Source organism: Serpentinimonas sp. SMBJO2 (genome assembly GCF_056341105.1).
On record NZ_CP150628.1, the window covers coordinates 63,453 to 87,208 of the forward strand.

The following is a 23,756-nucleotide window of genomic DNA, read 5'->3' on the forward strand; positions in this document are numbered from 1 at the left end:
GCAGGCGGTGTTTAGGAGCGTCAAGGCGGGCATGAGCGATTGCCTCCCAGTCTCTCAGTCCGCCTTGGCCGGCGCTTTGTGCCGCAGCAACACCACCACCAGCGTGACGATGGTCAGCGGCACCACAAAGCCCATCATCACCATGCTAAAGCCCTCCAGCGCGGCGTGCTGCTGCGCCGCCAAAATCAAGTACGCCACGTAGGCCACGTAGTAGCCCACGAACACCGCGCCCTCCCAGCGCGCGATTTCGCGCCCCGAGATGAACACCGGCAGGCAAGCCAGCGCCACCGCCAGCATGATCCAGACGTCGAAGGCCAGCACGGCTTCGGAAAAAACCAGCCCAGCCGAGCCAAACGACACCATGCCCCCCAGCCCGAGCACGCCCAGCAGGTTGAAGGTGTTGCTGCCGACCACGTTGCCCACCGCGATATCGCGCTCGCCCTTGATGGCGGCGGTGATCGAGGTGGCCACTTCCGGCATCGAGGTGCCGGCGGCGACGATGGTCAGGCCGATGATCAGTTCGCTGACCCCAAAGGCGCGCGCAAAGGCGATCGACGAATCGACCAGCCAGCCCGAGCCCAGCACCAGCAGCACCAAGCCGATGACGATCAGCACGATCTGCACCGGCAGTTTGGCGTCCCATTCGTTGGCCGCAGCGGGTTGCAGCTCGGCGTCAAAGTCGGCCGACTCGGCCTTGGTGGCGCGACGCGACTGGATCACCAGAAACGCGGTGTAACCCAGCAGCAGGCCAAACAGCAGGCCGCCTTCGAGCCAACTGATCGCGCCATCCAGCCCCAAGGCCAGCACCAACAGCGAAGCGCCGATCATGATCGGCACCTCTTGGCGGATGAGCTGGCTGTTGACCACCAGCGGCACGATCAGCGCGCTGAGCCCAAGGATGAAGAGCACGTTGAAGATGTTGCTGCCGATCACGTTGCCCACGGCAATGTCGTTTTGGCCCTCGAGCACCGCCCCCACGGTGACCGCCATCTCGGGCGCGCTGGTGCCAAAAGCGACGATGGTTAGCCCCACCACCAGCGGCGAGATGCCCACCGACAGCGCCAGCTTGGAGGCCCCGCGCACCAGCGAGCTGGCCCCGGCGACCAGCGCCACCAGTCCGGCGACGAAAAAAACGATGTGCAGCAGCATATGTAAATACCCTCGAAGGAAAGGCGCGCATGTTAGCAAGCGCCCGCCCGCGCTTTCATCCGCCAAATAGGAACATGGTACAGGGAAAGCCAGAGGTTGCCGTGACGGCAAAGGTGGCGCAACGCGATCCAAGGGCTGTGAGGCGATCGTGCGCGCCCAAATGAGCGCACAAAAGCACAGCCTATCAGAGCAACCGCTGATGCAGGGCCAGCAAGGCCTGGGTGAGCGGGTGTTTGGGCTCGAGGTGGATCAGGGGCCGCGCCAACTGGTGCGACTCGCGCACCTTGACCGAAGCCTGCAAGTAGGGCTGCAACACCGGCAGGCCCTCGTCGATCAGCTCCTGCACCAGCTGCTGCGGCAGCCGGGCGCGCGGCTGAAACTGATTGACCACGATGCCCTTGACCTGCAAACCGGGGTTGTGGTCGGCGCGGATCTCTTGCACGTTGGCCAGCAGCGTATAGAGCGCTTGGCGCGAGAAGTCGTCGCAATCGAAAGGGATCAGGCAGCCGCTGGCCCCCATGAGCGCGGACCGGGTGTAAAAGTTGAGCGCCGGTGGGGTGTCGAGATAAATCTGCTCGTATTCGTTGCCCAGCTGCGCAAGCGCCTCGCGCAGCTTGTAGATCTTGTGGCGCGCCTCCAGCTTGACTTGCAACTCGTCCAGCGCTGGGCTGGCGGCGAGCACATCCAGCCCCTCGAATGGGCTGCGCTGCACGAAGTGCGAAGGCGGCAGTGGGTTGAAGGTGTAGCTGAGCGTCTGCGCGAAAAAACCCGCTACGCCGACCGTGCCAGTGCCGCTCTGGGCAGCGCTCTGCGCACCAGCGGCACCGAGCAGGTAGCGGCTGGAATTGCCCTGCACATCGAGGTCGATCAGCAAGGTGCGCCGACCCTGCGCCGCGCTGATGGCGGCCAGGTTGCAGGCGATGGTGGACTTGCCCACCCCGCCTTTTTGATTGAATACGACCAATGGCATGTCTGGGCTCCGGGGGCTGCGTGGCTTGCGCATCATAGCGCCGTAGGCGCCGGCCCATGGCCCTGCATCCGCTTCAGGCTTAGAGCTTTTGCGCCTACGAGGCCGATATAATCGACGAGGAACAAGAGTTCGTGCTGGTTGCTATGGCACCGATCCCGATTCGTATACGCTTGCAAAGGCTCCCATGAGTGACGCAAAAACCCCCTCTACCCAGACTCCTTCTGGTTTCAGTCTCAAACGCTGGATTCTGCTTTTGGGTGTCTTGGCCCCAGTCGTCTTGAGTATTGTGCTGGTCACCTTGGTGCTGCAAAAGCCCTTTGCCCCGGCGCCCGATCTGGCGGCACAGGAGTTGGCTGCCGCTGAGCGCCTCCAGCGCGTCGGCACGGTGGCTCTGCGCGAGGCCACCCGCGAACTGCGCACGGGTCAGCAGGTGTATCAAGCGGCTTGCATGGCTTGCCACGCCGCCGGCGTGGTCGGCGCGCCCAAGTTTGGCGACGCGGCTGCTTGGGCTCCGCGCATCGGCGCCGGCCTCGAGCGCTTGGTCACCTCCACCCTGCAAGGCAAGGGCGCCATGGGTGCCCAAGGGGGCGGCGCCTTTAGCGACTTCGAGATCAAGCGCGCCGTGGTCTATTTGGCCAATGCTGGCGGCGGCAACTTCCCCGAACCGGTGGCTCCGGACGCCGCTGCTGCGCGGTGATTGCGCTGGCTCAGGGTCTTTGCTGACCCGAGGCCGATAGCCAGCCGCAGACTGCTTGCGGCATGGCCTGCAGTCGCAATGTGGGCTGGCCTGAGCGCCAGCCGATCTGCCCCGGAAACCCCACATGCCCCCCGGTTTCGGGTTGCCACAGGGTGACGCCTTGCCCGACCGCATCCGGCTCGGGCAAGCTCGACGCCGGCACAAGCGGGTCGTTGCGGGCGTTGAGCATCAGCGTCGGCAGCTCAATGGCCGCCAACCCCGGCTTGGCTGAGGCGCGCTTCCAGTAGTCCTCAACCCCGGCAAACCCATGCAACGGCGCGGTAAAGGCGTCGTCAAACTCGCGCAGCGTCTGCGCCGCCAGGGCGCGCGGCAAGTCGAACAGACCGGGAAACTGCTGCGCCTTGCTGCGCGCCTTGTGCTTCATGGTGCGCAAGAACAGTTGCGCGTACAGCCAGCGGTTGCGGCCGCTGTCGATCGCGTCACCGGCTGCGCACAGGTCCAGCGGGGCCGATATGGCGGCCACCGCGCTCACAGTGCGGTGGGCCGCGCTGCCCGCCTCCTGCACCCAGCGCAACAGCGCGTTGCCGCCCAGCGAAACACCGACCGCATACAGCGTGCAAGCAGGCCCCACTTGCGCACGAATGCGCTGCAGCAGCCAGCCGATTTCATCAAAATCGCCGCTGTGGTAGGCGCGCGGGGCGAGGTTGATCGACCCAGAGCAGCCGCGAAAGTGGGGCAGCACAAAACACCAGTCGCGCTGCTGCGCCTCGAGGGCAAAGGTCTGGGCATAGTGGCTGCTCGAACCGCCCTCGAGGCCGTGAAACAGCACCAGAGTGGTGCTGCAAGCAGCCGCGCAGCGGCAGGCACTGGGCGCGTGGCCCAGCCAGTCGGCGTCGATGAAATCGGCATCGGGGGTGGGCCAGCGCTCGCGCCACCACGGCACACGGGGGCGCGCCAAGTGTCGGCCCCACAAGGCGCTGGCTATCGTTTGCGCGTCACCACCGGGGATCCAGAGTGGCGCGGCGTAGCGCCAAGCTGAACCCATCAGCGCAACCCTGCCTGAGAGGCCAAACGGAAGTCGCTCGAACCCGCCTGGACGGTCAATGGCCTATGGGCTTCTGAGCGCCGCAGCACACAATCGCCAGGGAGGTTGCGCGATGACGAAGAACCGAACGCGGTTCAGCGCTTCTGGCGGTACTTGCGCAACGCGGCGATCTGCGCCGCCATCACCGCCAGCTCGGAAGTGGCCTTGGCCAGATCGACGTCGCTCTTGGCGTTCTTGAGCGCCTCTTCGGCCTGCTTGCGCGCGTCGTTGGCCTTGGCCTCGTCGAGGTCGTGGCCACGGATCGCGGTATCGCTCAACACCGTGACCACGCGCGGCTGCACCTCCAGGATGCCGCCGGCGACGAACACGAATTCCTCATCGCCATCGTCCTTTTCGATCCGCACCGCGCCCGGCTTGATGCGCGTGATCATGGGCGTGTGCCCCGGCAGGATGCCGAGTTCACCCATCTCACCGGGCAGGGCCACGAACTTGGCCTTGCCGCTAAAGATCGACTCTTCGGCGCTCACCACCTCGACTTGTATCGTATTCATCTGGGTTCCTAGTCTAAAGTCCAGGCCATGGCGCTGTCGGCTGTGCGCCCGAACGCAGCTCGGGCGTGAGGCCGACAGGCGGCGTTGCGCATCAGGCCATTTTCTTGGCTTTTTCGAACGCTTCGTCGATGGTGCCGACCATGTAGAACGCTTGCTCGGGCAAGTGGTCGCACTCGCCGCTGGTGATCATCTTGAAGCCGCGGATGGTCTCGGACAGCGGCACGTACTTGCCCGGCGCGCCGGTGAACACCTCGGCCACGTGGAAGGGCTGCGACAGGAAACGCTGAATCTTGCGCGCCCGCGCCACCGCCAGCTTGTCTTCGGGGGCCAGTTCGTCCATGCCCAGAATGGCGATGATGTCGCGCAGCTCCTTGTAGCGCTGCAGCGTGCCCTGCACGGCGCGTGCGGTTTCGTAGTGCTCCTGGCCCACGACCAGCGGGTCGAGCTGGCGGCTGGTCGAATCGAGCGGGTCCACAGCGGGGTAGATACCCAGCGAGGCGATGTCGCGAGACAACACCACGGTCGAATCCAAGTGGGCGAAGGTGGTGGCGGGCGAGGGGTCGGTCAAGTCGTCGGCCGGCACGTACACGGCCTGGATCGAGGTAATGGAACCGACCTTGGTCGAGGTGATGCGCTCTTGCAGGCGGCCCATCTCTTCGGCCAGCGTGGGCTGGTAGCCCACGGCGGAAGGCATACGGCCCAGCAACGCCGACACTTCGGTACCGGCCAGGGTGTAGCGGTAGATGTTGTCGACAAAGAACAGCACGTCGCGGCCTTCGTCGCGGAACGATTCGGCGATCGTCAGGCCGGTGAGCGCCACGCGCAGGCGGTTGCCGGGTGGCTCGTTCATCTGGCCATAGACCATCGCCACTTTGGAATCCAGCAGGTTCTCGAGATTGACCACACCCGAGTCGGCCATCTCGTGATAGAAGTCGTTGCCTTCGCGGGTGCGCTCGCCCACACCGGCAAACACCGACAGGCCGCTGTGCGCCTTGGCGATGTTGTTGATCGACCTCCATCATGTTCACGGTCTTGCCCACACCGGCGCCGCCGAACAGACCGACCTTGCCGCCTTTGGCGAACGGGCACACGAGGTCGATCACCTTGATGCCGGTTTCGAGCAGCTCTTGCGAGGGCGAGAGCTCGTCGTAGGCCGGGGCCTTGCGGTGGATGGAGGCGGTGAGCTCCTGGCTCACCGGGCCGCGCTCATCGATCGGCTGGCCGAGCACGTCCATGATGCGGCCCAGCGTGGCCTTGCCCACCGGCACGGTGATCGGGGCTTGGGTGTTGCTCACCAGCATGCCGCGGCGCAGGCCGTCGGAGGAGCCGAGCGCGATCGTGCGCACCACGCCGTCGCCGAGCTGCTGCTGCACTTCGAGCGTCAGGGCCGAGCCCTCCATCTTGAGCGCGTCGTAAATGCGCGGCATCTGGTTGCGCGGAAATTCCACATCGACCACGGCGCCGATGCACTGGACGATCTTGCCCTGTACCGCGGTGTTCACTTCTGCGTTGGCTTGAGACATGATGGATACCTTTAAATGCTCTGAATCTTTGAATGGCAGGCTCAAACGGCTGCCGCACCGGCCACGATTTCCGACAGCTCTTTGGTGATGCCGGCCTGGCGCGTTTTGTTGTAAACCAGCTTGAGTTCGGAGATCACGCTGCCGGCGTTGTCGGTCGCGGCCTTCATGGCCACCATGCGCGCCGATTGTTCCGAAGCCATGTTCTCGGCCACGGCCTGATAGACCTGCGACTCGATGTAGCGCACCAGCAGCTCGTCGATCACGGTTTGGGGGTCGGGCTCGTAGAGGTAATCCCAGTCGTGACCGGCCTCACCGCTGTCGAGTGATTCGGCGCTCAGGGGCAGCAGCTGCTGCACCACCGCCTCCTGGCGCATGGTGTTGATGAAGCGCGTGTAGCACACATGCACCGAGGCCAGCTGGCCCTGGGCGTAGGCATCGAGCAGCACCTTGACCGGGCCGATCAGCTTTTCCAGGTGCGGCGTGTCGCCCAGACCGGTGGCATGCGACACCACTTGGGCGCCGATGCGGTTCAGGAAACCCAGCCCCTTGTTGCCGATGGCCACCGCGTGGGTGCTTTGCCCGCGCCCTTGCGCCTCGCGCAGTTGCTGCGTGGCCAGCCGCAGCACGTTGGTGTTGAGGCCGCCACACAGCCCCTTGTCGGTGCTGATGACGATCAGGCCGCAGACCTTGGCCTGCTCGTTGTGCAGCATGAAGGGGTGCTGGTACTCGGGGTTGGCACGCCCGAGGTTGGCGGCGATCTGGCGCACCTTTTCGCTGTAGGGCCGGGCCATGCGCATGCGCTCCTGAGCCTTGCGCATTTTGGATGCGGCCACCATTTCCATGGCTTTGGTGATCTTCTTGGTGTTTTCCACCGATTTGATCTTGGTGCGTATTTCCTTGCCGGCTGCCATTGGTGCTCCTTGTCGGGTCGCGCTGCAGCGCCTCAGTAGGTGCCAGACTGCTTGAACGCGCCAATCGCTTGGCTCAGTTCGGCCTCGGACTCCTTGCTCATGGCGCGCTCGCTCTCGAGCCTGGCCAGCAAGGCGGCGTGCTTGTCCTTGAGGTAGCCGTGCAGGCCGGCCTCGAACGACAGCACCTTTTTCACTTCCACACTGTCCACGAAACCCTTGTTGACCGCAAACAGCGTGGCGGCCATCAGGGCGATGGACTGCGGGCTGTACTGCTTTTGCTTGAGCAGTTCGGTCACGCGGGCACCGCGGTCGAGCTGCTTGCGCGTGGCTTCGTCCAGATCACTGGCAAACTGGGCAAAGGCGGCCAGCTCGCGGTACTGCGCCAAGTCGGTGCGGATGCCGCCCGACAGGCCCTTGATGAGCTTGGTCTGCGCTGCGCCACCGACGCGCGAGACCGAAATACCGGCGTTGATCGCCGGGCGGATACCGGCGTTGAACAGGCTGGTCTCGAGGAAGATCTGGCCGTCGGTGATCGAGATCACGTTGGTGGGCACGAAGGCCGACACGTCACCGGCCTGGGTTTCGATGATCGGCAGCGCCGTGAGCGAGCCGGTCTTGCCCTTGACTTCGCCCTTGGTGAAGGCTTCGACGTAGTCGGCGTTGACGCGCGCGGCGCGCTCGAGCAGGCGGCTGTGCAGATAGAACACGTCGCCGGGGTAGGCTTCGCGACCCGGCGGGCGGCGCAGCAGCAGCGACACCTGGCGATAGGCCACGGCCTGCTTGGACAGGTCGTCGTAGACGATCAGGGCATCCTGGCCGCGGTCGCGGAAGTATTCGCCCATGGTGCAGCCCGAGTAGGCGGCCAGGTACTGCATCGCGGCCGAATCAGAGGCCGAGGCCGCCACCACGATCGTGTACTGCATGGCGCCGGCTTGCTCCAGCGCGCGCACCACGTTCTTGATCGACGAGGCCTTCTGCCCGATGGCCACGTAGACGCAGGTCATGTTCTGACCTTTCTGGTTGATGATGGCGTCGATCGCCACCGCCGTCTTGCCGGTCTGGCGGTCGCCGATGATGAGCTCGCGCTGGCCACGGCCCACCGGCACCATCGAGTCGATCGACTTGAGGCCGGTCTGCACCGGCTGATCGACCGATTTGCGTGCGATCACGCCCGGCGCCACCTTTTCGATCACGTCGGTCATCTTGGCGTTGACCGGGCCCTTGCCGTCGATCGGTGCGCCGAGCGTGTTGACCACGCGGCCGATCAGCTCGGGGCCCACCGGCACTTCCAGAATGCGGCCGGTGCACTTGACCGTGTCGCCTTCCGAGATGTGCTCGTAGGCGCCCAGAATCACGGCGCCAACCGAGTCGCGCTCGAGGTTGAGCGCCAGCCCATAGGTGGGCTGGCCTTCGGCGTTGACGGGAAACTCGAGCATTTCGCCCTGCATCACGTCCGACAGGCCGTGGATGCGGCAGATGCCGTCGGTGACCGACACCACCGTGCCCTGGTTGCGCACGCTGGCGCTGACCGCCAGGCCTTCGATGCGCGACTTGATCAGTTCTGAAATCTCTGCGGGATTGAGTTGCATGACTCTTTCCTTCTTTCGTATGTTGTGACGCTGTACTTCGACGCTCGAACCGGCCTTGTCAAGCCGTCAGCGCCACCTTCATTTGATCCAGACGTGCCTTGACGGAGAGGTCGAGCACTTCGTCGCCGACCCGCACGCGCACGCCGCCGATGAGCTCGGGCTGCACCTCGACCTGGAGCTTGAGCGGGCGCTTGAAGTGCCGCTCCAGCACCTGCGCCAGCTCGCGCAGCGCCGCTTCGTCGATCGGGTAGGCGCTGCCCACCAAGGCATCGGCGCTTCCGCTTTGCTCGTTGATCAACACGCGCAGCTGGCGCGCCATCTCGGGCAGGGCATTCAGGCGGCCGTTGTCGATCACGGTGCGCAGGAAGTTGCCGCCCAGCTCGGGCAGCGGCTGCCTGAGCAGGCCGGTGATGAGATCAAAGACCTGCTGCGCCGACACCTTGGGGTTGGCAGCCCAAAGCAGCAGTTGCGGGTGCGCCGCCACCAGCGCGAGCTCGTCGAGCCAATCGGCGGCGGCTTGGGCTTGGTGGCTGGCGGATTTGAACAACGCCTCGGCGTAAGGGCGGGCGATGGTTGCGAGTTCGGCCATGGTGTGCTCGGTGTGAGGATCAGAGCTCGGCTTTGAGGCGCGCCAACAGATCGGCGTGCACACCGGCGTTGACTTCGCGGCGCAGAATCTGCTCGGCGCCCTGCACCGCCAGCAAGGCCACCTGTTCACGCAGCTGCTCGCGCGCCTTGTAAACCTGCTGCTCGGCCTCGGCCTCGGCGGCGGCGCGGATCTTGGCCGATTCCTCGGTGGCGCGCTGCTTGGCCTCTTCGATGATCTGCTGCGCCCGGCGCTCGGCATCGGCCAGCCGGCTGGCGGATTCGTTGCGCGATTTGCTCAGCTCTTCTTCGACGCGCTTGTTGGCCAGCGTCAGTTCCACTTTGGCTTTTTCGGCTGCGGCGAGACCGTCGGCGATCTTGAGCGCGCGCTCATCGAGCACCTTGGCCAGCGGCGGCCACACGAACTTCATCGTGAACCACACCAGGATCGCAAAAACGATCGCTTGTGCAAACAGGGTTGCATTGATATTCATCGCAACGCCTTTCTGTTATGAAGAGTGTTGATACGCATCTGCGGTTCAGTGGCAAACCTCAAGCCCTGAAGGGGGCCTGAGGCAACCTTCCAGACCACCCTATTCTTCAGACCACGAAGGGGTTGGCGAATGCGAACAACAGGGCGATGGCCACACCGATCAGGAACGCGGCATCGATCAGACCGGCCAACACGAACATCTTGGTTTGCAGCTCGTTCATCAGTTCGGGCTGACGAGCGGATGCCTCGAGGAACTTGCCACCCATCAGAGCGATACCGATCGAGGCCCCGATGGCGCCCAGACCGACGATGATGCCGCAAGCCAGCGCGACGAGACCCAGAGTGATTTCCATGTTGATTCCTTTGAATTGAGAGGAAGGTTGAGGTTAAGCGAGGAGAGAGAAAAACACAGCGCCGCGAGAGGTTTTCTGCGCGAACTCAGTGCGCATCATGCGCCTGTCCCAGATAGATCAGGGCCAGAGTCATGAAGATGAACGCCTGCAGGGTGATCACCAGGATGTGGAAGATGGCCCACATCGTGCCGGCGATCAGGTGCCCGACGAACAGCATGCCGCCGCCGAGTGTAAAGGCGGCGTAACCACCGAGCAGCGCAATCAGCATGAACACCAGTTCGCCGGCGAACATGTTGCCAAACAACCGCATGCCGTGCGAAACCGTCTTGGCGATGTATTCGATGATCTGCATCGGGAAGTTGACCAGCGCCAGCAACACCGCCCAAACCGGATTCTTGCTGGTGCCAAAGGGGGCCGACACCAGTTCGTGCGCCCAGCCACCCAGGCCCTTGATCTTGATGTTGTAGTAGATGCACATCAGCAGCACGGCGCTGGCAATGCCGAGCGTGGTGGACAGATCGGCCGTGGCCACGACGCTGAAGTAGTCGGGCATGCCAAAGACGGCGTGCAGACCGTGGTCGGTGTGGTCGTGCACGAACGGCACGCCGTAATCCCAGATGAAGGGGAACAGATCGACCGGAATCAGGTCCATGAAGTTCATCATGAACACCCAGCAGAACACCACCAGCGCCATGGGTGCAATGACTTTGCGGCTTTGCGGGTTGTGAATCACGGCCTTGGCCTGGTTGTCGACCATTTCGACCAGCAGCTCAAAGAACGCCTGGAAACGCCCCGGCACGCCCGACGTGGCGTGCTTGCCGACGCGCCACAACACGTAACACACCAGCGCGCCCAACAAAATGCTGACGCCGACCAGATCGATGTTGACGACCGAAAAATCGACCAGCGTGGTCTGCTTGTCGTTGGTCAGGTGGCCGAGGTGGTGGCGAATGTACTCGCCCGGTGTCGGTCCCGCGATCTCAGTAGCCATGTTTGAATCGGTCCGTCAAAAAAATCTGTACAACTGCGCTAGCTGGCTTGGCGTTTTTTCAGCCAGAACGCCAAACCATACGCCTTCAAAACCAGCACCAGGCCCAGCAACAGGCCGAGCCAGCTTAAATCGGGGATCAGACGCGGCGCCAGTGCCAACATGGCAACGGCCAGCACGATCTTGACCCCCTCCCAAAAAAACACCCCCGCCAACACGCCCGCCGCAGAGCCCCGAGAGCCCTGCGCCTGGGCTGCGCGCTTGCGCGCCCAGCGGCTGCCGGTCAGGCCATAGGCCATCAGCGCCGTGGGCAAGAGCACACACAGGCCACCGTAAAACACCGAGGCCACCACGGCCGGCGCACCCCACACAAGGGCGAACGGCACCGACAGCGCAGTGGCCAGCAGCAGCAGCACCAGTTGCCAGCGCACCACACCCCAGACCGAAGTCTGCGGTTGCCGCGCTCGCCACTCGTTGGCCTGTTCGGCCGTGAGGGGCGTGAACCCCTCATCGTCTGGCGCTTCATCGGCCTGCAAACCGTGCGGGTTGCCACGCTCCTCGGCGCCTGCTTGCGTACCACGGCGCATTGTCACCCCCTCGGATTACAGATCGATTACGTGCCGCTGGGCGGCGCTCAGGCGGCCTTGGCGCCCATGGGCACCGCCTTCAGCCCGTCGCCGCTGCGACAAAACCTGCGCATTATACGTAGAAACCCGCAGGCAACAAATCTTTGTTTCTCTTTTCTTCCAAACGTCATGCTTTAGTCACACAGCGGCCCGTGCTTGCTTCGTCTGATCTTGCGATAATAACGCCATGTCGGCCCCACCCGCCCCAGACTCGCTGATCACCTACCCGTGTCATTTTCCGATCAAAGTCATGGGCTTGCACACCCCCGGCCTGGTTCAGGAGATGCTCGCCATTGTGCGCCGCTTCGACCCCGACTTTGACCCGCTCACCCTCGAGCAGCGCCCGAGCAAGGCTGGAAAATACCTCGGCCTGACCCTGACCGTGCATGTGCACCACCGTGTGCAGCTCGATGAGCTGTACCGCGCCTTGAGTTCGCACCCCCTCGTCAAGGTCGTGCTCTGATGGCTGACTTGATCTTGCGCAGCCTGGGCACGGTGGACTGTGCGCCGACGCTGCAAGCCATGCGCACCCACACCCAGCAGCGCGGCCCCGACAGCCCCGACGAAATCTGGTTCTGCCAGCACCCGCCCACCTACACCCAAGGCGTGGCGGGAAAGGCAGCGCATGTGCGGCAACCAGGCACCATTGCCGTGCTGCAAACCGACCGCGGCGGCCAGGTCACCTACCACGGTCCGGGGCAGTTGCTGGCTTATCCGCTGATCGATCTGCGCCGCGCCGGTCTGTACGTCAAGACCTATGTCTATAGGCTCGAGGAAGCGCTGCTGCGCACACTGGTGCAGCTGGGCGTCACCGGGCACCGCATCGCCGGCTCGCCCGGCATCTACGTGCGGCTGGCCGACCCCTTCGATCACGCTGCCCTCACCGGGCCACGCCCAGGCGACGATCCTTTTGCGGGCCTGGGCAAAATCGCCGCGCTGGGCATCAAGGTGCATCGCCATTGCAGCTACCATGGGCTGGCGCTGAACGTGGCCATGGATCTGGAGCCCTTTGGCCGCATCAACCCCTGTGGCCATGCCGGGCTGCGCACGGTGGATTTGCAGTCCATCGGCGTGGCGGTTTCGGTATCCGAGGTCGAACCGCTGTTGTGGCGCCACCTGTCGGATTTGCTGGGGCACTGAGGCAAACCGCACCCGATCGCCTGCACCTCCCTACCGCCCTGACCGCACCCACGCCCTCATGACCGCTGCCACGCCCCCCGCTCGCGCCGACCTCGCAACCAGCGCGGCCACACCGGCCCCCTACGACCCCAGCGCCAAGCAAAAAAACGCTGCCAAAACGGCGCGCATCCCGATCAAGATCGTGCCTGCCGAAGCGCTCAGCAAGCCCGACTGGATCCGCGTCAAGGCGGCCACGCCGGGCAGCCGCTTTCACGAGATCAAAGGCGTGCTGCGCAGCCAAAAACTGGTCACGGTGTGCGAAGAGGCCTCCTGCCCCAACATCGGCGAGTGCTTCGGCAAAGGCACCGCCACCTTCATGATCATGGGCGACAAGTGCACCCGGCGCTGCCCCTTTTGCGACGTCGGGCACGGACGCCCAGACCCGCTCGACTCCGAGGAGCCGCAAAAGCTGGCGCGCACCATTGCCGCACTCGGGCTCAAATACGTGGTCATCACCAGCGTCGATCGCGACGACTTGCGCGACGGCGGCGCGGCCCATTTCGTGGCCTGCATCGAGCACACGCGCGCCCTGTCGCCGCAGACCCGGATCGAGGTGCTGGTGCCGGACTTTCGTGGCCGCGACGAGCGCGCGCTCGACATTCTGTGCGCCGCCCCCCCGGACGTGATGAACCACAACCTGGAAACCGTGCCGCGCCTGTACAAAGAGGCGCGCCCCGGCAGCGACTACGCCTTCAGCTTGAACCTGCTGAAAAAATTCAAGCAACGCCAACCGCAGATCCCGACCAAAAGCGGCCTCATGCTGGGCTTGGGCGAAACCGACGACGAGATTCTGGCCGTGATGCACGACCTGCGCGCGCACGGCGTGAGCATGCTGACCATCGGCCAGTACCTCGCGCCCAGCAACCAGCATCTGCCGGTGCGCCGCTACGCGCACCCCGACACCTTCAAGTGGTTCGAGCAGCAGGCCCAGGCCATGGGCTTTGACCACGCCGCCGTCGGGCCGATGGTGCGCAGCTCCTACCACGCCGACGCGCAAGCGCATGCGGCTGGGGTTTGAGCGGCGCGGCGCTTTCGTTCTCGCCCGCCGCCGCCCTGCCACCAGCCTTCCGATCGGCTTCAGCGCCGGGGTTGCTCGACCACCGTGATTTCGACCCGGCGGTTTTGCGCCCGTCCTTGGGCGGTGTCGTTGCTGGCCACTGGCTGCGTCTCGCCGCGCCCTTCGGTGCGGATGCGGTCAGCCGGCACGCCCTGGTTCACCAGATAGGCCTTGACCGCCTCGGCGCGGCGCAGCGACAGGCGCTGGTTGTGGGCCTCGCTGCCCATGCTGTCGGTGTGGCCGACGGCGATCACCACATCGAGGTTGATGGCCCGGATGCGCGCCACCACTTCATCGAGCCGCTGGCGGCCATCGGGGCGCAGCACGGCGCGATCGAAGTCGAACAGGGCGTCGGAGGAAAAGGTGATCTGCTGCGGCGCAGGGGCTGCTGGGGCGGGTGCGGGTGCGGGGGCGGCCACCGCTGGCGCAGCGGCGGCTGGAGCTGCAGCCGGCAGGGTCGGGCGAACGCGCACCGGCGCCTCCGCCACCGCACGCGCCTTGTCCACCACCAGCAAGGCGGGCGCCTCGAACGGGCACAGCTCTTCGGGTGGCAAGGCACCGCGGTCTTGGCCCAGCTGCTCCAGCGTCGGCTGGTCGGGCCGGCTCACGCCCAGCGCCGTCGTCAGCTGGCCCATCGCCGCCAGCGTGCGCGCCTGCGCTAGGAATTCGTTGTATTGGGCGTTGATGAAGGCGCGGCTGGCCTCGAAGTACTCGTTTTGCGAATCCAGCAAATCGAGCAGCGTGCGCTGGCCGATGTCGAACTGCTGCCGGTAGGCGTCGCGCGCCACCTCGGTCGAGAGGCGGTGCTGATTGAGGAAGCCGAGCTGCTCGTTCAGGCGCTGGACGTCGTTGAAGGCAATCGTCAGCGTCTGGCGCACGTTGCGGCAGGCCAGCTCCTGCAACTGGCGCGCCTGGGCGCTTTGCTCCACCGCTTGGCGCTCACGCGCCTGATCGGCGCCGCCCCGGTACAGGTTGTAGTTCAGCACCACCTCGGCCACGGTGTCGCGCGTGCGGCCGGGCACGTTGTTCAGGTCGCGGCCCCAGCTTTGGCGCAGACGAAAATCGACCCGCGGCCAGAACGCGGACTGGCGCGCCTCGATCTGGCTGCGGCTGGAGCGCACGTTCTCAAAAGCGGCGTTGATGGTCGGGCTGGCGGGCAAACCCTGACGCAGGGCATCGGCCATGGTCGCGGGCATGCCCGGCAGATCTAGGCCTTCGCGCAACGGCGGCAGGGTGGCGGGCGCCAGCGTGCCCATGACGCGTTGGAAGCGCGCGCTCACGTCGTGCAGGTTGCTGATCTCGGTCAGCAAGTTGGATTCGGCCAGCGCCAAACGACCGGTCGCTTGGTCGGCATCGACCCGACGCCCGACGCCCGCGCCGACGCGCTCATCGATCTGGCGCGACAGGATGCGGTGTTCGACGTAGTTTTGCTTGGCCTCCTCGGTCAGCGCAGAATAACGGGCCACATCGACGTAGGCGCGTGCCGCCTCCAGGGCCACGTTCTCCACCACCTCCAGCAGCTCGTAGTAGCGCACCAGCTCGGCGTATTCGAGCCGCTGCACCTCGTTGCGGGTGAAGCCGCCGTCGAACAGCATCTGGTTGAGGGTGAGGGCGCCGCCGTGGCGGCCGTACCAGCCGGTGTTGTTGCCCGGCGCGCGGTTGGTCTCGCGCCCTATGCCATAGTTGAAATCGACTTGCGGCCGCCAACCCGCCATGCCTGCATCGCGCTCGGACTGCGAAGCGGTGAAATTGTGCCAACGCGCCTGCACCTCGGGGTTGTTGAGGATGGCTTGGCGCACGGCCGCGATCATCGGGGCGGGCAAGGCAGCCGCCGTGGCGGGCGCGGTTGGTGCAACAGGCGCCGCTGCCGTGGCAGCTGGAACGGGCCGAGGTGGCGTCACTTGCGCCTGCAAACTGCCAACGCTGAGAAGAGCAGCCAGCGCAACTGCCGTGAGCGAGAATGTTTTCATGATGTGGAACCTTTCATGGGCGCACCGTCCTTGCCGGCGCACGAGACTTACTTGACCAAAGGTAGCCAGCCCGACTTGAGCTATGCTAGGGGCGCATCTTAAAGCAAATCTCGCCCGGCGTGCTCAGGTATTGCTTCGATCATTTTCCGACCTGCACAAAAAACCACACACTGCACTCAAATCCCTCACCCACCCCCACGGCTCCCGCCTCAACCCACCGTGCCCATTTGGCTCTTGCGCCCTGCGCGCACCCCAACATTGCCCAGCCGGCTTGGGCTCGCCTGCGCCAGCGCGTTGGCATTGGTCGGCTTGCTTTTCGGTCTGGCGGTGGGATCGGGTTGGGGTTGGGCCAGCCCCAATCTGGACCTCAAGCAGCGGCTGGCGCTGGAGCGTTTCGGCCCGCAGGCGGCGCAAACCGTGGCCGCGTGGCGCAGCATGATGGCGGACGCGCGCACGCAGCCCATCGAGCGCCAGCTGCAACTGGTCAACACCTTTTTCAACCGGCGCATGTTGTACGCCCTCGACCCCACGGTCTGGAACCAGGCCGACTACTGGGCCACGCCGCTCGAGTTCATGGGCCGCGGCGCGGGCGACTGCGAAGACTATTCGATCGCCAAATACGTCACCTTGCTGCTGCTGGGCGTACCCAACGAGCAGATGCGCCTGATCTACGTGCGCGCACGCACCGCCGGCGCCCTGACCGAAGCGCACATGGTGTTGGGCTTCTACGAAACCCCCAACGCCGAGCCGCTGATACTGGACAATCTCATCACCAGCGTGCGACCGGCTGCGAGCCGGCCCGACCTCACCCCCCTGTTCAGCTTCAACAGCGAAGGCCTGTGGGTGGCGGGCCAAACGCAGCAAGTCGCCAGCTCGACCGCGCGGCTGTCGCGCTGGCGCGATGTGCTCGAGCGCATGTCCCGGGAGGGGTTGTGAAGCACCACCCGCTCCCGTTTTCATCCCAAGGGGAAACGCTATGTCATTGGTAAAGCAACTCTGGCTGGCCATCGTCGTCGTGATGGCGATCGCTTTCGGTGGCAGCCTGATCGTCAACGTGCTGTCGGCGCGCGCCTACCTGCAGCAGCAGCTGCAGATCAAGAACATCGACAACGCCACCTCACTGGCGCTGGCCCTGACGCAGCTCGACAAAGACCCGATGACGGTGGAGTTGCTGGTTTCGGCGCAGTTCGATGCCGGCCACTACCGCTTCATCCGCATCGTCGCCCCCACCGGCGAAACCCTGGTGGAGCGTGTGTTTGAGGGCGAAGTCGTGGGTGCGCCCCGCTGGTTTACGCAACTGATTCCGCTCGAGGCCGAACCGGGCCGGGCCCAGGTGCAAGACGGCTGGCGCCAGTTTGGCACCGTGGTGCTGGCCAGCAACGAGCAGTTCGCCTACAAAAACCTGTGGCAAGGCACGCTCGACTTGTTGCTCTGGTTTGTGCTGGGCGCCTTCTTCACTGGCCTGCTGGGCAGCTACGCGCTGCGCGTCATCACGCGGCCGCTGGGCGCTGTGGTGCAGCAGGCACAAGCCATTTCGGAACGGCGCTTCCTCACCGTGCCCGAGCCACGCACGCCGGAGCTACGCGCCGTCAGCCGCGCCATGAACGACATGGCGGGCCGCATACAACTCATGTTTGCCGACGAATCGAACCGCTTGGACGAACTGCACAAGCGCGTCAACTTCGACCCCGTCACCGGCTTGGCCAACCGCGAGCATTTCATGGCCTACCTGCGCGAGGTGCTCGATGGCGAAGCGTTCGGTTCCAGCGGCTCCCTGGTGCTGGTGCGGTTGGCGCACCTCAACGAGCTCAACGCCAAGTTTGGGCACCAGCGCGCCGACCAGTTGCTGCGCGCACTGGGCGCCGTGCTGCTGGGCTGCGATCAAGAACACCCGGGGCAGCGCTCTGGGCGCGTCAAAGGCGGCGAATTCGCTGTGGTCTGCCCCACGCTGGCCTCACCGACCGAGGCCGCGCAACGGCTCTTCGAGCGCCTCTGGCGCGACTGGCTGCCCGACTGGGAGCCCGAGTTCCCGGATCTGTTTCACTTGGCCGCGGTGTCTTATGTGAGGCCGCAAAACCTGCCCGACTTGCTCACCCGGGCCGACCAGGCGCTGGCGCAGGCACGCACCAAAGGCCCCAACCGCTGGCATGCCGACGAACACGAAGGCGGCGGACAACTCGCCTTGCCGGCCGAGCGCTGGCGCACCCTGCTCACCGAGGCGGTGCAAGGCGGCCGCTTGAGCCTGGCCTTCTACCCGGTGGTGCAGCGCGACCCCAAGCTCGCCCTGCACCAAGAAGGCGTGATCCGTTTGCGCCTAGACAACAACGGGCAGTTGCTCAGCGCCGGCGATTTCATGCCCATGGCCGCCAGCCTCAACCTGACCGCCCCCATCGACCTAGGGGTGGTGCAACTGGCCATCGAGCACCTAGGCAAGGGCAGCGGCGACGTGGCGGTCAACCTATCGGCCGAAACGATCGCCGACTTTGGCTTTCGCAACCGCCTAGTGCAGCTGCTGCAAGGCTACCCGCAGCTGTGCCCGCGCCTGCTGTTCGAGGTGCCCGAGTACGGGGTGTACAAGCGGTTCGACGCCTTTTGCGACCTGGTGCGCAGCCTCAAGGCGCTGGGCTGCCGGGTGGGGATCGAGTACTTTGGCCAGCAGTTTGCCAGCAACGGCAAACTGCCCAGCTTGGGGCTGGACTACATCAAAGTGCACCCCAGCTTCGTGCGCGGCGTCAGCCTGAACCCGGGCAACCAAGAGTTTTTGCGCGGGCTGTGCACCATGGCGCATGCGCTGGGCATCACCGTGATTGCCCAAGGCGTGGAACAAGCCGAGGACTTGCCACTGCTGGCTCAGCTCGGCTTCGACGGCGCCACCGGGCCCGGGGTGGTGGGGTGAGGCGGTGAGGCGGTGAGGCGGTGCGGCGGTGCGGCGGTGCGGCGGCGAGCTTTGCACCCACCGAGCTGTTACGCCACCGCCCGAGCCCGGATGACTTCGAGCACCCGCACAATCTCCGTCACCTTCGCAGGCGCAAACACCCCTACCGGCCCCTGTGCATTCACATCCGTGAACGGCGACTCAAACAACCGCCCAGACTCCATGATTCCGGTCTGGGTCAGCTCTTCGACGATGAGGTTGATGAACTCAATCTGGTTCGCCGTGGCGGTGCCGCCTTGCAGGAACTCACTGAAAGCCTGCATGGCCGCTTCCCGGTCTAGGCCGACCAAGGAGCGAACGAAGAGGCCCAGCCCGTGGCTTTTTTCCTTGGCCTCGGCAATCAGCGCGGCGTTGCCGCCCGCCTGCAACAGCATCATCTCCAGCTCTTTTAGGTCCACACCCGTCAGCGGCTGGTTGCGGCGCAGGCGTTGCAGGGCCAGGTGGGATTCGTGTTCTTTCAGGAATACGCGGGCTTTTTTCTTGAACTTGGCCATGTTCAGGCCGGCCGTTGCTTGCGGCAGGTCGATGTTCGTGAGTTCGCCGATGGCGTCTTCAAAGTCGGTATAAACGACCTTTTTCTGGCCCTTGGGGATGAGCTTGACCAGTGCACGCAGGCGCTTGCGGGCCATCTCCAGCATGGGCACGGTCACACCTTCCCACCACTCATCGCTGGCCACGGCCTGAATCAGCACCCACTCGGCCTTGATGGCGGGGATGGCCACCTGCTCTTCTAGGGCGCTGGCTATCTTCTGAATTTTGTCCTTCAGGCTGGCGAAGTCGGAGCCGGCTTGCAGCACCGTCAGCTGCGTGCGCAGCATCAGCATGTCAAAGCGCTTGGCCTCTTCGTCTTCGTCCACCAGCGCAGTGGGCAAGCCAGCCACATGGGTTTCCAGCTCGTGCCGGGCTTCGGTGTCGAGCTTCTCCCAAGCATCGGCCTTGGCGTAGCGCTCCACGTGCTGCCGCTTGGGTCGCACCACGAAGTTGTCTGGGTTCATGGCAGCCACCTGCTCGTGCAGCAGGCTGGCAAGGGCTTGCCGCACGTCCTTGAGCGTCAGGTTGGTGGCCCATGGCTTGGGCGCTGCGTCATTGGCCGAAATGTCGCCATGGGTGCCGCCGGGGATGCGCGCATCCAGTTCGGCCACCAGTTCCAGCCGGGCCTTGAACAGGCGGGTGCCCAAGGGTTCGGATGCCGCGCCTTCCTTGAAATCTGGGTTCTGGCTGAAGAATTCGAGGTTCTGGCAGTAGTCAAAGATGAAGAAGTTCTGCTTGTCTTGCCCGGGGCCGAACAGGTCAGGGCGCAAGCGCGTACCACGCCCCACCATCTGCCAGAACTTGGTCTTGCTGCGCACCACCTTGAAGAACACGAGGTTGACCACCTCCGGCACGTCGATGCCGGTGTCCAGCATGTCCACCGAAATGGCGATGTGTGGGGGCTTCTCGGGCTTGGAGAAATCGTCAATCAGGCTCTGGGCGTATTCGGTCTTGTGGGTTACCACCCGGGCAAAGGCGCCCTTGTGGTGCGGGTAGTTGGCGTCAAAGCGCTGGGCGATGTAGTTGGCGTGGTCGTTGTTTTTGGCGAAGATGATGGTCTTGCCCAAGCGGTCGCCACCGGCCACCTTCTGGCCGTGCACCATCAGGGTGGCCAGCACCTTGTCCACCGTGTCTTCGTTGAACAGCCATTTGTTCAGGGCCTCGGCGTTGACCTCGTCGGGCACATTGCCTTCTTCGTCCCACTCCAGTTCGTCCCACTGGGCTTTTTCTTCGGCCGACAGGTCGGCGTAACGGATGCCCTCGCGCTGGAACTTGAGGGGCACCGAGATGGCCACGGGCGGCACCAGGTGGCCGTCGGCCACGGCTTCGTCCAAGCCATAGGCATCGGTGGGCACGCCGTCTTCCAGCCCGAACAGGCCGTAGGTGTTGTGGTCGATTTCGTCCTTGGGCGTGGCGGTCAGCCCCACCAGCAACGAATCGAAGTAGTTGAAGATGGCGCCGTATTTCTGATAGACCGAGCGGTGCGCTTCGTCGATGACGATGAGGTCGAAGTGGCCCACCCCGAAGCGGCGCTGGCCGCTGGCCACGTCGTCAATCAAGCCCATCATGGTGGGGTAGGTCGAGACGAACACCCGGCCATCGGTGTGTTTTTCGGTTCCCAAGTTCACCGGGGAGGAATCGGGCAGGTGTTTTTTGAAAGCGTTGACCGCTTGGTTGACCAAGGCCACCCGGTCGGCTAGGAACAGCACCCGCTTGGCCCAGTTGCTCTCCATGAGCACCTTGACCAGCGCAATCACCGTGCGGGTCTTGCCGGAGCCGGTGGCCATGACCAGTAGGGCGCGGCGCTGGCGGTCCACCTCGAAGTGCTGCCCCACCTTGCGCACGGCACGGGTCTGGTAGTAGCGCTCCACGATGGCGGCATCAATCACCACCGCGGCCGGGCTCTTGCGGCTGCTGCGGCGCTGGATGGCCAGCTCCAGCTCGTCTTTCTTGTAGAAGCCCTGCACTGGGCGCGGCGGGTAGGCGGCGTCGTCCCACAGCCAGTTCTCGTAGCCGTTGGAATAGAAGATGACCGGGCGCTGGCCGTACCTCTGCTCCAGGCAGTCGGCATAGAGCTTGGCCTGCTGCTGGCCCACGGCAGCGCTTTTGGTGGTGCGCTTGGCTTCAATCAGGGCTAGGGGTTTACCGTCATCCCCCCACAGCACGTAGTCCACATAGCCCTTGCCCTCGTGGTTGGGCATGCCGCTCACTTCCACCTCGAAGTTCACCGCCGGGTTCAGGTTCCAGCCGGCTTCCTTCAGCAGCACGTCGATGAAGGCTTGGCGGGTTTCGGCTTCGGAATAGTCGTGGCTGTCGGGCTCGGCGGCGTTGGCCTTTTTGGCGGCAGCCACTTCGGCTTGCAGCTGCTTGAGCTCGCTGGACAGGGCGGCTTGTTCTTTGAGGGCGGCGGCCAGCTTGTCGTCGCGCTCCTTCAGGCTGGCTTCGAGCTTTTGCAACTGCTCGGCCGACTGGGGGGCGGCGCCAGATGCAGCGGGGAACAAGGCGGGTGAGAACCCCAGCCCGGGGGATGGCCGGGCGCTGCGCCCATAGGTGCGGGCCAACCAGTAGCAGAAGTGGAACAGCTCGCGCAGGGCGATGACGGCATCGGTATCGTGCACCTTGCGGGTGCTGTGCACGGCCAGACTGCCCAAGTCTTTGATGAGGCGCGCTTTGGTAAACAGCGCATCGCCCACGGTGGACTTGAAGCAGGGCTCGTGGATGAAGGCGCTCAGGTTGTCTTTGTAGGGGCGGTGCAGACTGTGGTCGTGGGCATACATCCACGCCACGGCCAGTTCCAGCGTGCGGCGGGCATAGAAGCAGGAAGCGCGGGCGTCGGCATTCGCCAAGCCTTCAGCCTTGGTGGCGGCCTCAAAGAACAGCGGCCATTCGGGCTGGAGGAAGGCGAAGTTGCTCATTCGAAATCCGTCCCTGTTTGTGCGTTTGAAATGGCCGTGATCAGGGCCAGCTTCAGGCTTTCGGAGAAATCGTCCTCGTACAGCAAGGAGGCAATCACATCCCGAAGGAGACTCTTTGCTGACCACGTTGTCGGCCACATACACGGCGATGTTTTCCATCTCGTGAACGAAGCGCGCGACCACATAGTCGTAGCCGTTGAGCTCCAGAAAGTAGGCGCCCAACGCAATGGAAGACCGCTTGTTGCCGTCGTTGAACGAGTGGTTCTTGTTGATGGAAAACACCAGATGACAGAGTTTGTCGGTCATTTCGGGGTAGTAGGCACCGTTCCGAATGTGGCCCAGCACACTTTCCAAGTGCTCCACATTTTTGACGCCAGGCAAGCCACCAGAGTGGTCAATCACCCAGCGCTGAGTTTGCAAGGCATGGGCCACATCGAAATAAAGGTACCGCAGGCCTTCGTGCTCGTCCATCTCAGCGGTCCTTCAGGCGCTTGAACACCGCCAAGGTTGCTGGGTCGCTCAGCCGCTCTTCCAGCGATTTGCTGGTTTCGCCCAAGAAACGGTCAAAGTCGGCTTCAGGGATGGATTGGATGTAGGCCTCCAGCTTGTGATGCAGGGCGTCTCGGAAACCCAGATCGCGGCTGGCCATTTTGGTGCGGGCATCTAAAATCAGGGGCCTGAACATGGGGTGCCCTTGGAACTTCGTGAACAGTGCCTCACCCTCTTGCATAGTTAACTTCCGCCCCAGTCTGGCAGACTCGTCGGCCAGTTCATGGGCAAAGCCAGTTTCGTAGCTGGCAATCAGGGTGAGCACCTCCGAGTACATGGTGTCCCGTAGGTTGTCTTTGGCTGCCAAATCCAGCACCTTGCGGTATTCCGCTGCGCTCTCTTTGAAAATGCTTTGGTAAACCAAGTTGGTGAAGCGTACATACTTCCACTGGTTTGCGACAATGTGCTGGTCCAGCGCATCGGTAAACTGTTTGCGGTAGCTCTGCTCCTGGAATGACGCCATGAGGTATTGGTCGTCGCGCTGGTTGATGAACTTGGTGTGGCCTCCAGTGCGCTCGGCCAGCACGTCCATCACAATGTCCAGCAGGCGCGAACGCACCGCCTTGGCGCGCTCACTCTCCGTCAGCAGCATGGCCAGGTTCAAGACGGCGCGGAAGCTGAACACCCCGAGCACAGGGGCTTTGTTACCCTCATTGATGAGGGTAACATCAGATAAACCTTTAAACTCATTGAGCTTTTTCCCTCTCAGGAGGGTGTAGCCATTGGCCTTGAGCTCTGCCCCGTGGCTGGCGATGTAGCGCTCCACCGTGGCGTCGCTGATGTTGAACAAGGCTGTCACCTGCTGCTTGGTGAATACCGTTGCACCATCAAAGTGGGTGCCGCCCAAGGCCAGGTGTTGCTCAGCCGCTTGCAGGGCATAGCGGTTGTTGAGGATGTTTTGGCGCTGATGGGGCGAACTGGTCAGGTCGCTCATCTGATCTCTCCTCGGAAGGCGCGGTGTTGGAGGGATTCGGATAAAAAATCGCTACTGAGAGCTGCTCTTTGGTGTTTCACCCTGACCTTGTCAAGCGCGGTTAATCTAATTTCCTGAATCCGTGACCTCAAGCCAAAATCCCCCCGATTGCCCCTTGAAATCAACGACTTGATCCGCATGTGGGTGTCACCCAGCGGGTGCAGGAA

At 64.0% G+C, this 23,756-nt stretch carries 20 protein-coding genes and 1 pseudogene; 6 read left to right on the forward strand and 15 right to left on the reverse strand.

Annotated features, from left to right (window positions below):
• Nucleotides 1-54: 54 nt before the first annotated feature.
• Nucleotides 55-1,149: a calcium/sodium antiporter gene (locus AAAZ40_RS00350; RefSeq protein WP_476660650.1), complete on the reverse strand. Its 1,095-nt coding sequence runs from the start codon at nt 1,147-1,149 to the stop codon at nt 55-57.
• Between the two features lie 184 nt (nt 1,150-1,333).
• Complete coding sequence (locus AAAZ40_RS00355; RefSeq protein WP_476660651.1) at nt 1,334-2,119, reverse strand: ParA family protein; 786 nt, start codon at nt 2,117-2,119, stop codon at nt 1,334-1,336.
• Between the two features lie 286 nt (nt 2,120-2,405).
• On the opposite strand from AAAZ40_RS00355, the gene AAAZ40_RS00360 reads away from it, so the two are divergent.
• Nucleotides 2,406-2,816 (forward strand): c-type cytochrome, encoded by a 411-nt coding sequence (locus AAAZ40_RS00360; protein ID WP_476661742.1) that lies wholly within the window; start codon nt 2,406-2,408, stop codon nt 2,814-2,816.
• Nucleotides 2,817-2,826: 10 nt separating this feature from the next.
• Here AAAZ40_RS00360 and AAAZ40_RS00365 read toward each other — a convergent pair whose 3' ends face one another.
• The 10 genes and pseudogenes from AAAZ40_RS00365 to AAAZ40_RS00410 all read right to left on the reverse strand — a co-directional run bounded on the left by AAAZ40_RS00365 (nt 2,827) and on the right by AAAZ40_RS00410 (nt 11,441).
• A complete protein-coding gene (locus AAAZ40_RS00365; protein ID WP_476660652.1) occupies nt 2,827-3,861 on the reverse strand; it encodes a YheT family hydrolase in 1,035 nt (344 codons plus the stop codon).
• A gap of 134 nt (nt 3,862-3,995) precedes the next feature.
• The gene (locus AAAZ40_RS00370; protein ID WP_476660653.1) at nt 3,996-4,412 is read right to left on the reverse strand and encodes a F0F1 ATP synthase subunit epsilon; all 417 of its coding nucleotides are present in this window, start codon (nt 4,410-4,412) and stop codon (nt 3,996-3,998) included.
• A 91-nt stretch (nt 4,413-4,503) separates the two neighbouring features.
• A pseudogene (gene atpD, locus AAAZ40_RS00375) lies at nt 4,504-5,935 on the reverse strand (F0F1 ATP synthase subunit beta).
• Nucleotides 5,936-5,976: 41 nt separating this feature from the next.
• Nucleotides 5,977-6,846: a F0F1 ATP synthase subunit gamma gene (atpG, locus tag AAAZ40_RS00380; protein WP_476660654.1), complete on the reverse strand. Its 870-nt coding sequence runs from the start codon at nt 6,844-6,846 to the stop codon at nt 5,977-5,979.
• A 32-nt stretch (nt 6,847-6,878) separates the two neighbouring features.
• Complete coding sequence (gene atpA, locus AAAZ40_RS00385) at nt 6,879-8,435, reverse strand: F0F1 ATP synthase subunit alpha (protein ID WP_476660655.1); 1,557 nt, start codon at nt 8,433-8,435, stop codon at nt 6,879-6,881.
• Nucleotides 8,436-8,493: 58 nt separating this feature from the next.
• Nucleotides 8,494-9,024 carry a F0F1 ATP synthase subunit delta gene (locus tag AAAZ40_RS00390; protein ID WP_476660656.1) on the reverse strand — a complete coding sequence of 177 codons (531 nt, stop codon included), beginning with the start codon at nt 9,022-9,024 and terminating at the stop codon, nt 8,494-8,496.
• 19 nt (nt 9,025-9,043) lie between these two features.
• Complete coding sequence (locus AAAZ40_RS00395) at nt 9,044-9,514, reverse strand: F0F1 ATP synthase subunit B (protein WP_476660657.1); 471 nt, start codon at nt 9,512-9,514, stop codon at nt 9,044-9,046.
• A 106-nt stretch (nt 9,515-9,620) separates the two neighbouring features.
• Nucleotides 9,621-9,866 carry a F0F1 ATP synthase subunit C gene (atpE, locus tag AAAZ40_RS00400; protein ID WP_476660658.1) on the reverse strand — a complete coding sequence of 82 codons (246 nt, stop codon included), beginning with the start codon at nt 9,864-9,866 and terminating at the stop codon, nt 9,621-9,623.
• Between the two features lie 85 nt (nt 9,867-9,951).
• Nucleotides 9,952-10,857 carry a F0F1 ATP synthase subunit A gene (gene atpB, locus AAAZ40_RS00405; protein ID WP_476660659.1) on the reverse strand — a complete coding sequence of 302 codons (906 nt, stop codon included), beginning with the start codon at nt 10,855-10,857 and terminating at the stop codon, nt 9,952-9,954.
• Between the two features lie 38 nt (nt 10,858-10,895).
• Nucleotides 10,896-11,441: an ATP synthase subunit I gene (locus tag AAAZ40_RS00410; protein ID WP_476660660.1), complete on the reverse strand. Its 546-nt coding sequence runs from the start codon at nt 11,439-11,441 to the stop codon at nt 10,896-10,898.
• A 226-nt stretch (nt 11,442-11,667) separates the two neighbouring features.
• On the opposite strand from AAAZ40_RS00410, the gene AAAZ40_RS00415 reads away from it, so the two are divergent.
• Genes AAAZ40_RS00415 through lipA form a run of 3 tightly spaced genes read left to right on the forward strand, consistent with a single transcriptional unit; the run spans nt 11,668 to nt 13,677 of the window.
• Nucleotides 11,668-11,943 carry a YbeD family protein gene (locus AAAZ40_RS00415; RefSeq protein ID WP_476660661.1) on the forward strand — a complete coding sequence of 92 codons (276 nt, stop codon included), beginning with the start codon at nt 11,668-11,670 and terminating at the stop codon, nt 11,941-11,943.
• Complete coding sequence (gene lipB / locus AAAZ40_RS00420) at nt 11,943-12,620, forward strand: lipoyl(octanoyl) transferase LipB (RefSeq protein ID WP_476660662.1); 678 nt, start codon at nt 11,943-11,945, stop codon at nt 12,618-12,620. Before AAAZ40_RS00415 ends, lipB begins: the two co-directional genes overlap by 1 nt.
• Before the next feature lie 58 nt (nt 12,621-12,678).
• Entirely contained in the window at nt 12,679-13,677 is a 999-nt protein-coding gene (gene lipA / locus AAAZ40_RS00425) for a lipoyl synthase (protein WP_476660663.1), read from the forward strand.
• A gap of 59 nt (nt 13,678-13,736) precedes the next feature.
• Here the strand turns inward: lipA and AAAZ40_RS00430 are convergent, their stop codons facing one another.
• Nucleotides 13,737-15,539 (reverse strand): TolC family outer membrane protein, encoded by a 1,803-nt coding sequence (locus AAAZ40_RS00430; RefSeq protein WP_476660664.1) that lies wholly within the window; start codon nt 15,537-15,539, stop codon nt 13,737-13,739.
• A 366-nt stretch (nt 15,540-15,905) separates the two neighbouring features.
• Here AAAZ40_RS00430 and AAAZ40_RS00435 point away from each other — a divergent pair, with 366 nt between their 5' ends.
• Nucleotides 15,906-16,622 (forward strand): transglutaminase-like cysteine peptidase, encoded by a 717-nt coding sequence (locus AAAZ40_RS00435; protein WP_476660665.1) that lies wholly within the window; start codon nt 15,906-15,908, stop codon nt 16,620-16,622.
• Between the two features lie 40 nt (nt 16,623-16,662).
• On the forward strand, nt 16,663-18,582 hold the full coding sequence (locus tag AAAZ40_RS00440) for an EAL domain-containing protein (RefSeq protein ID WP_476660666.1): 1,920 nt from the start codon (nt 16,663-16,665) through the stop codon (nt 18,580-18,582).
• A gap of 68 nt (nt 18,583-18,650) precedes the next feature.
• On the opposite strand, the gene AAAZ40_RS00445 is transcribed toward AAAZ40_RS00440, so the two are convergent.
• On the reverse strand, nt 18,651-22,538 hold the full coding sequence (locus AAAZ40_RS00445) for a type II toxin-antitoxin system death-on-curing family toxin (RefSeq protein ID WP_476660667.1): 3,888 nt from the start codon (nt 22,536-22,538) through the stop codon (nt 18,651-18,653).
• Nucleotide 22,539: 1 nt separating this feature from the next.
• On the reverse strand, nt 22,540-23,550 hold the full coding sequence (locus AAAZ40_RS00450; protein WP_034112099.1) for a hypothetical protein: 1,011 nt from the start codon (nt 23,548-23,550) through the stop codon (nt 22,540-22,542).
• Between the last annotated feature and the right edge of the window lie 206 nt (nt 23,551-23,756).

What these genes read in the sequence shown, in the direction of transcription:
- AAAZ40_RS00355 (WP_476660651.1), bottom strand. Translation starts at nt 2,119, where the DNA reads ATGCCATTGGTCGTATTCAATCAAAAAGGCGGGGTGGGCAAGTCCACC.
- lipA (WP_476660663.1), top strand. Translation starts at nt 12,679, where the DNA reads ATGACCGCTGCCACGCCCCCCGCTCGCGCCGACCTCGCAACCAGCGCG.
- atpE (WP_476660658.1), bottom strand. Translation starts at nt 9,866, where the DNA reads ATGGAAATCACTCTGGGTCTCGTCGCGCTGGCTTGCGGCATCATCGTC.
- AAAZ40_RS00410 (WP_476660660.1), bottom strand. Translation starts at nt 11,441, where the DNA reads ATGCGCCGTGGTACGCAAGCAGGCGCCGAGGAGCGTGGCAACCCGCAC.
- lipB (WP_476660662.1), top strand. Translation starts at nt 11,943, where the DNA reads ATGGCTGACTTGATCTTGCGCAGCCTGGGCACGGTGGACTGTGCGCCG.
- AAAZ40_RS00390 (WP_476660656.1), bottom strand. Translation starts at nt 9,024, where the DNA reads ATGGCCGAACTCGCAACCATCGCCCGCCCTTACGCCGAGGCGTTGTTC.
- AAAZ40_RS00370 (WP_476660653.1), bottom strand. Translation starts at nt 4,412, where the DNA reads ATGAATACGATACAAGTCGAGGTGGTGAGCGCCGAAGAGTCGATCTTT.
- AAAZ40_RS00395 (WP_476660657.1), bottom strand. Translation starts at nt 9,514, where the DNA reads ATGAATATCAATGCAACCCTGTTTGCACAAGCGATCGTTTTTGCGATC.
- AAAZ40_RS00440 (WP_476660666.1), top strand. Translation starts at nt 16,663, where the DNA reads ATGTCATTGGTAAAGCAACTCTGGCTGGCCATCGTCGTCGTGATGGCG.
- AAAZ40_RS00415 (WP_476660661.1), top strand. Translation starts at nt 11,668, where the DNA reads ATGTCGGCCCCACCCGCCCCAGACTCGCTGATCACCTACCCGTGTCAT.
- AAAZ40_RS00450 (WP_034112099.1), bottom strand. Translation starts at nt 23,550, where the DNA reads ATGAGCGACCTGACCAGTTCGCCCCATCAGCGCCAAAACATCCTCAAC.
- atpB (WP_476660659.1), bottom strand. Translation starts at nt 10,857, where the DNA reads ATGGCTACTGAGATCGCGGGACCGACACCGGGCGAGTACATTCGCCAC.
- AAAZ40_RS00445 (WP_476660667.1), bottom strand. Translation starts at nt 22,538, where the DNA reads ATGGACGAGCACGAAGGCCTGCGGTACCTTTATTTCGATGTGGCCCAT.
- AAAZ40_RS00350 (WP_476660650.1), bottom strand. Translation starts at nt 1,149, where the DNA reads ATGCTGCTGCACATCGTTTTTTTCGTCGCCGGACTGGTGGCGCTGGTC.
- atpG (WP_476660654.1), bottom strand. Translation starts at nt 6,846, where the DNA reads ATGGCAGCCGGCAAGGAAATACGCACCAAGATCAAATCGGTGGAAAAC.
- atpA (WP_476660655.1), bottom strand. Translation starts at nt 8,435, where the DNA reads ATGCAACTCAATCCCGCAGAGATTTCAGAACTGATCAAGTCGCGCATC.
- AAAZ40_RS00365 (WP_476660652.1), bottom strand. Translation starts at nt 3,861, where the DNA reads ATGGGTTCAGCTTGGCGCTACGCCGCGCCACTCTGGATCCCCGGTGGT.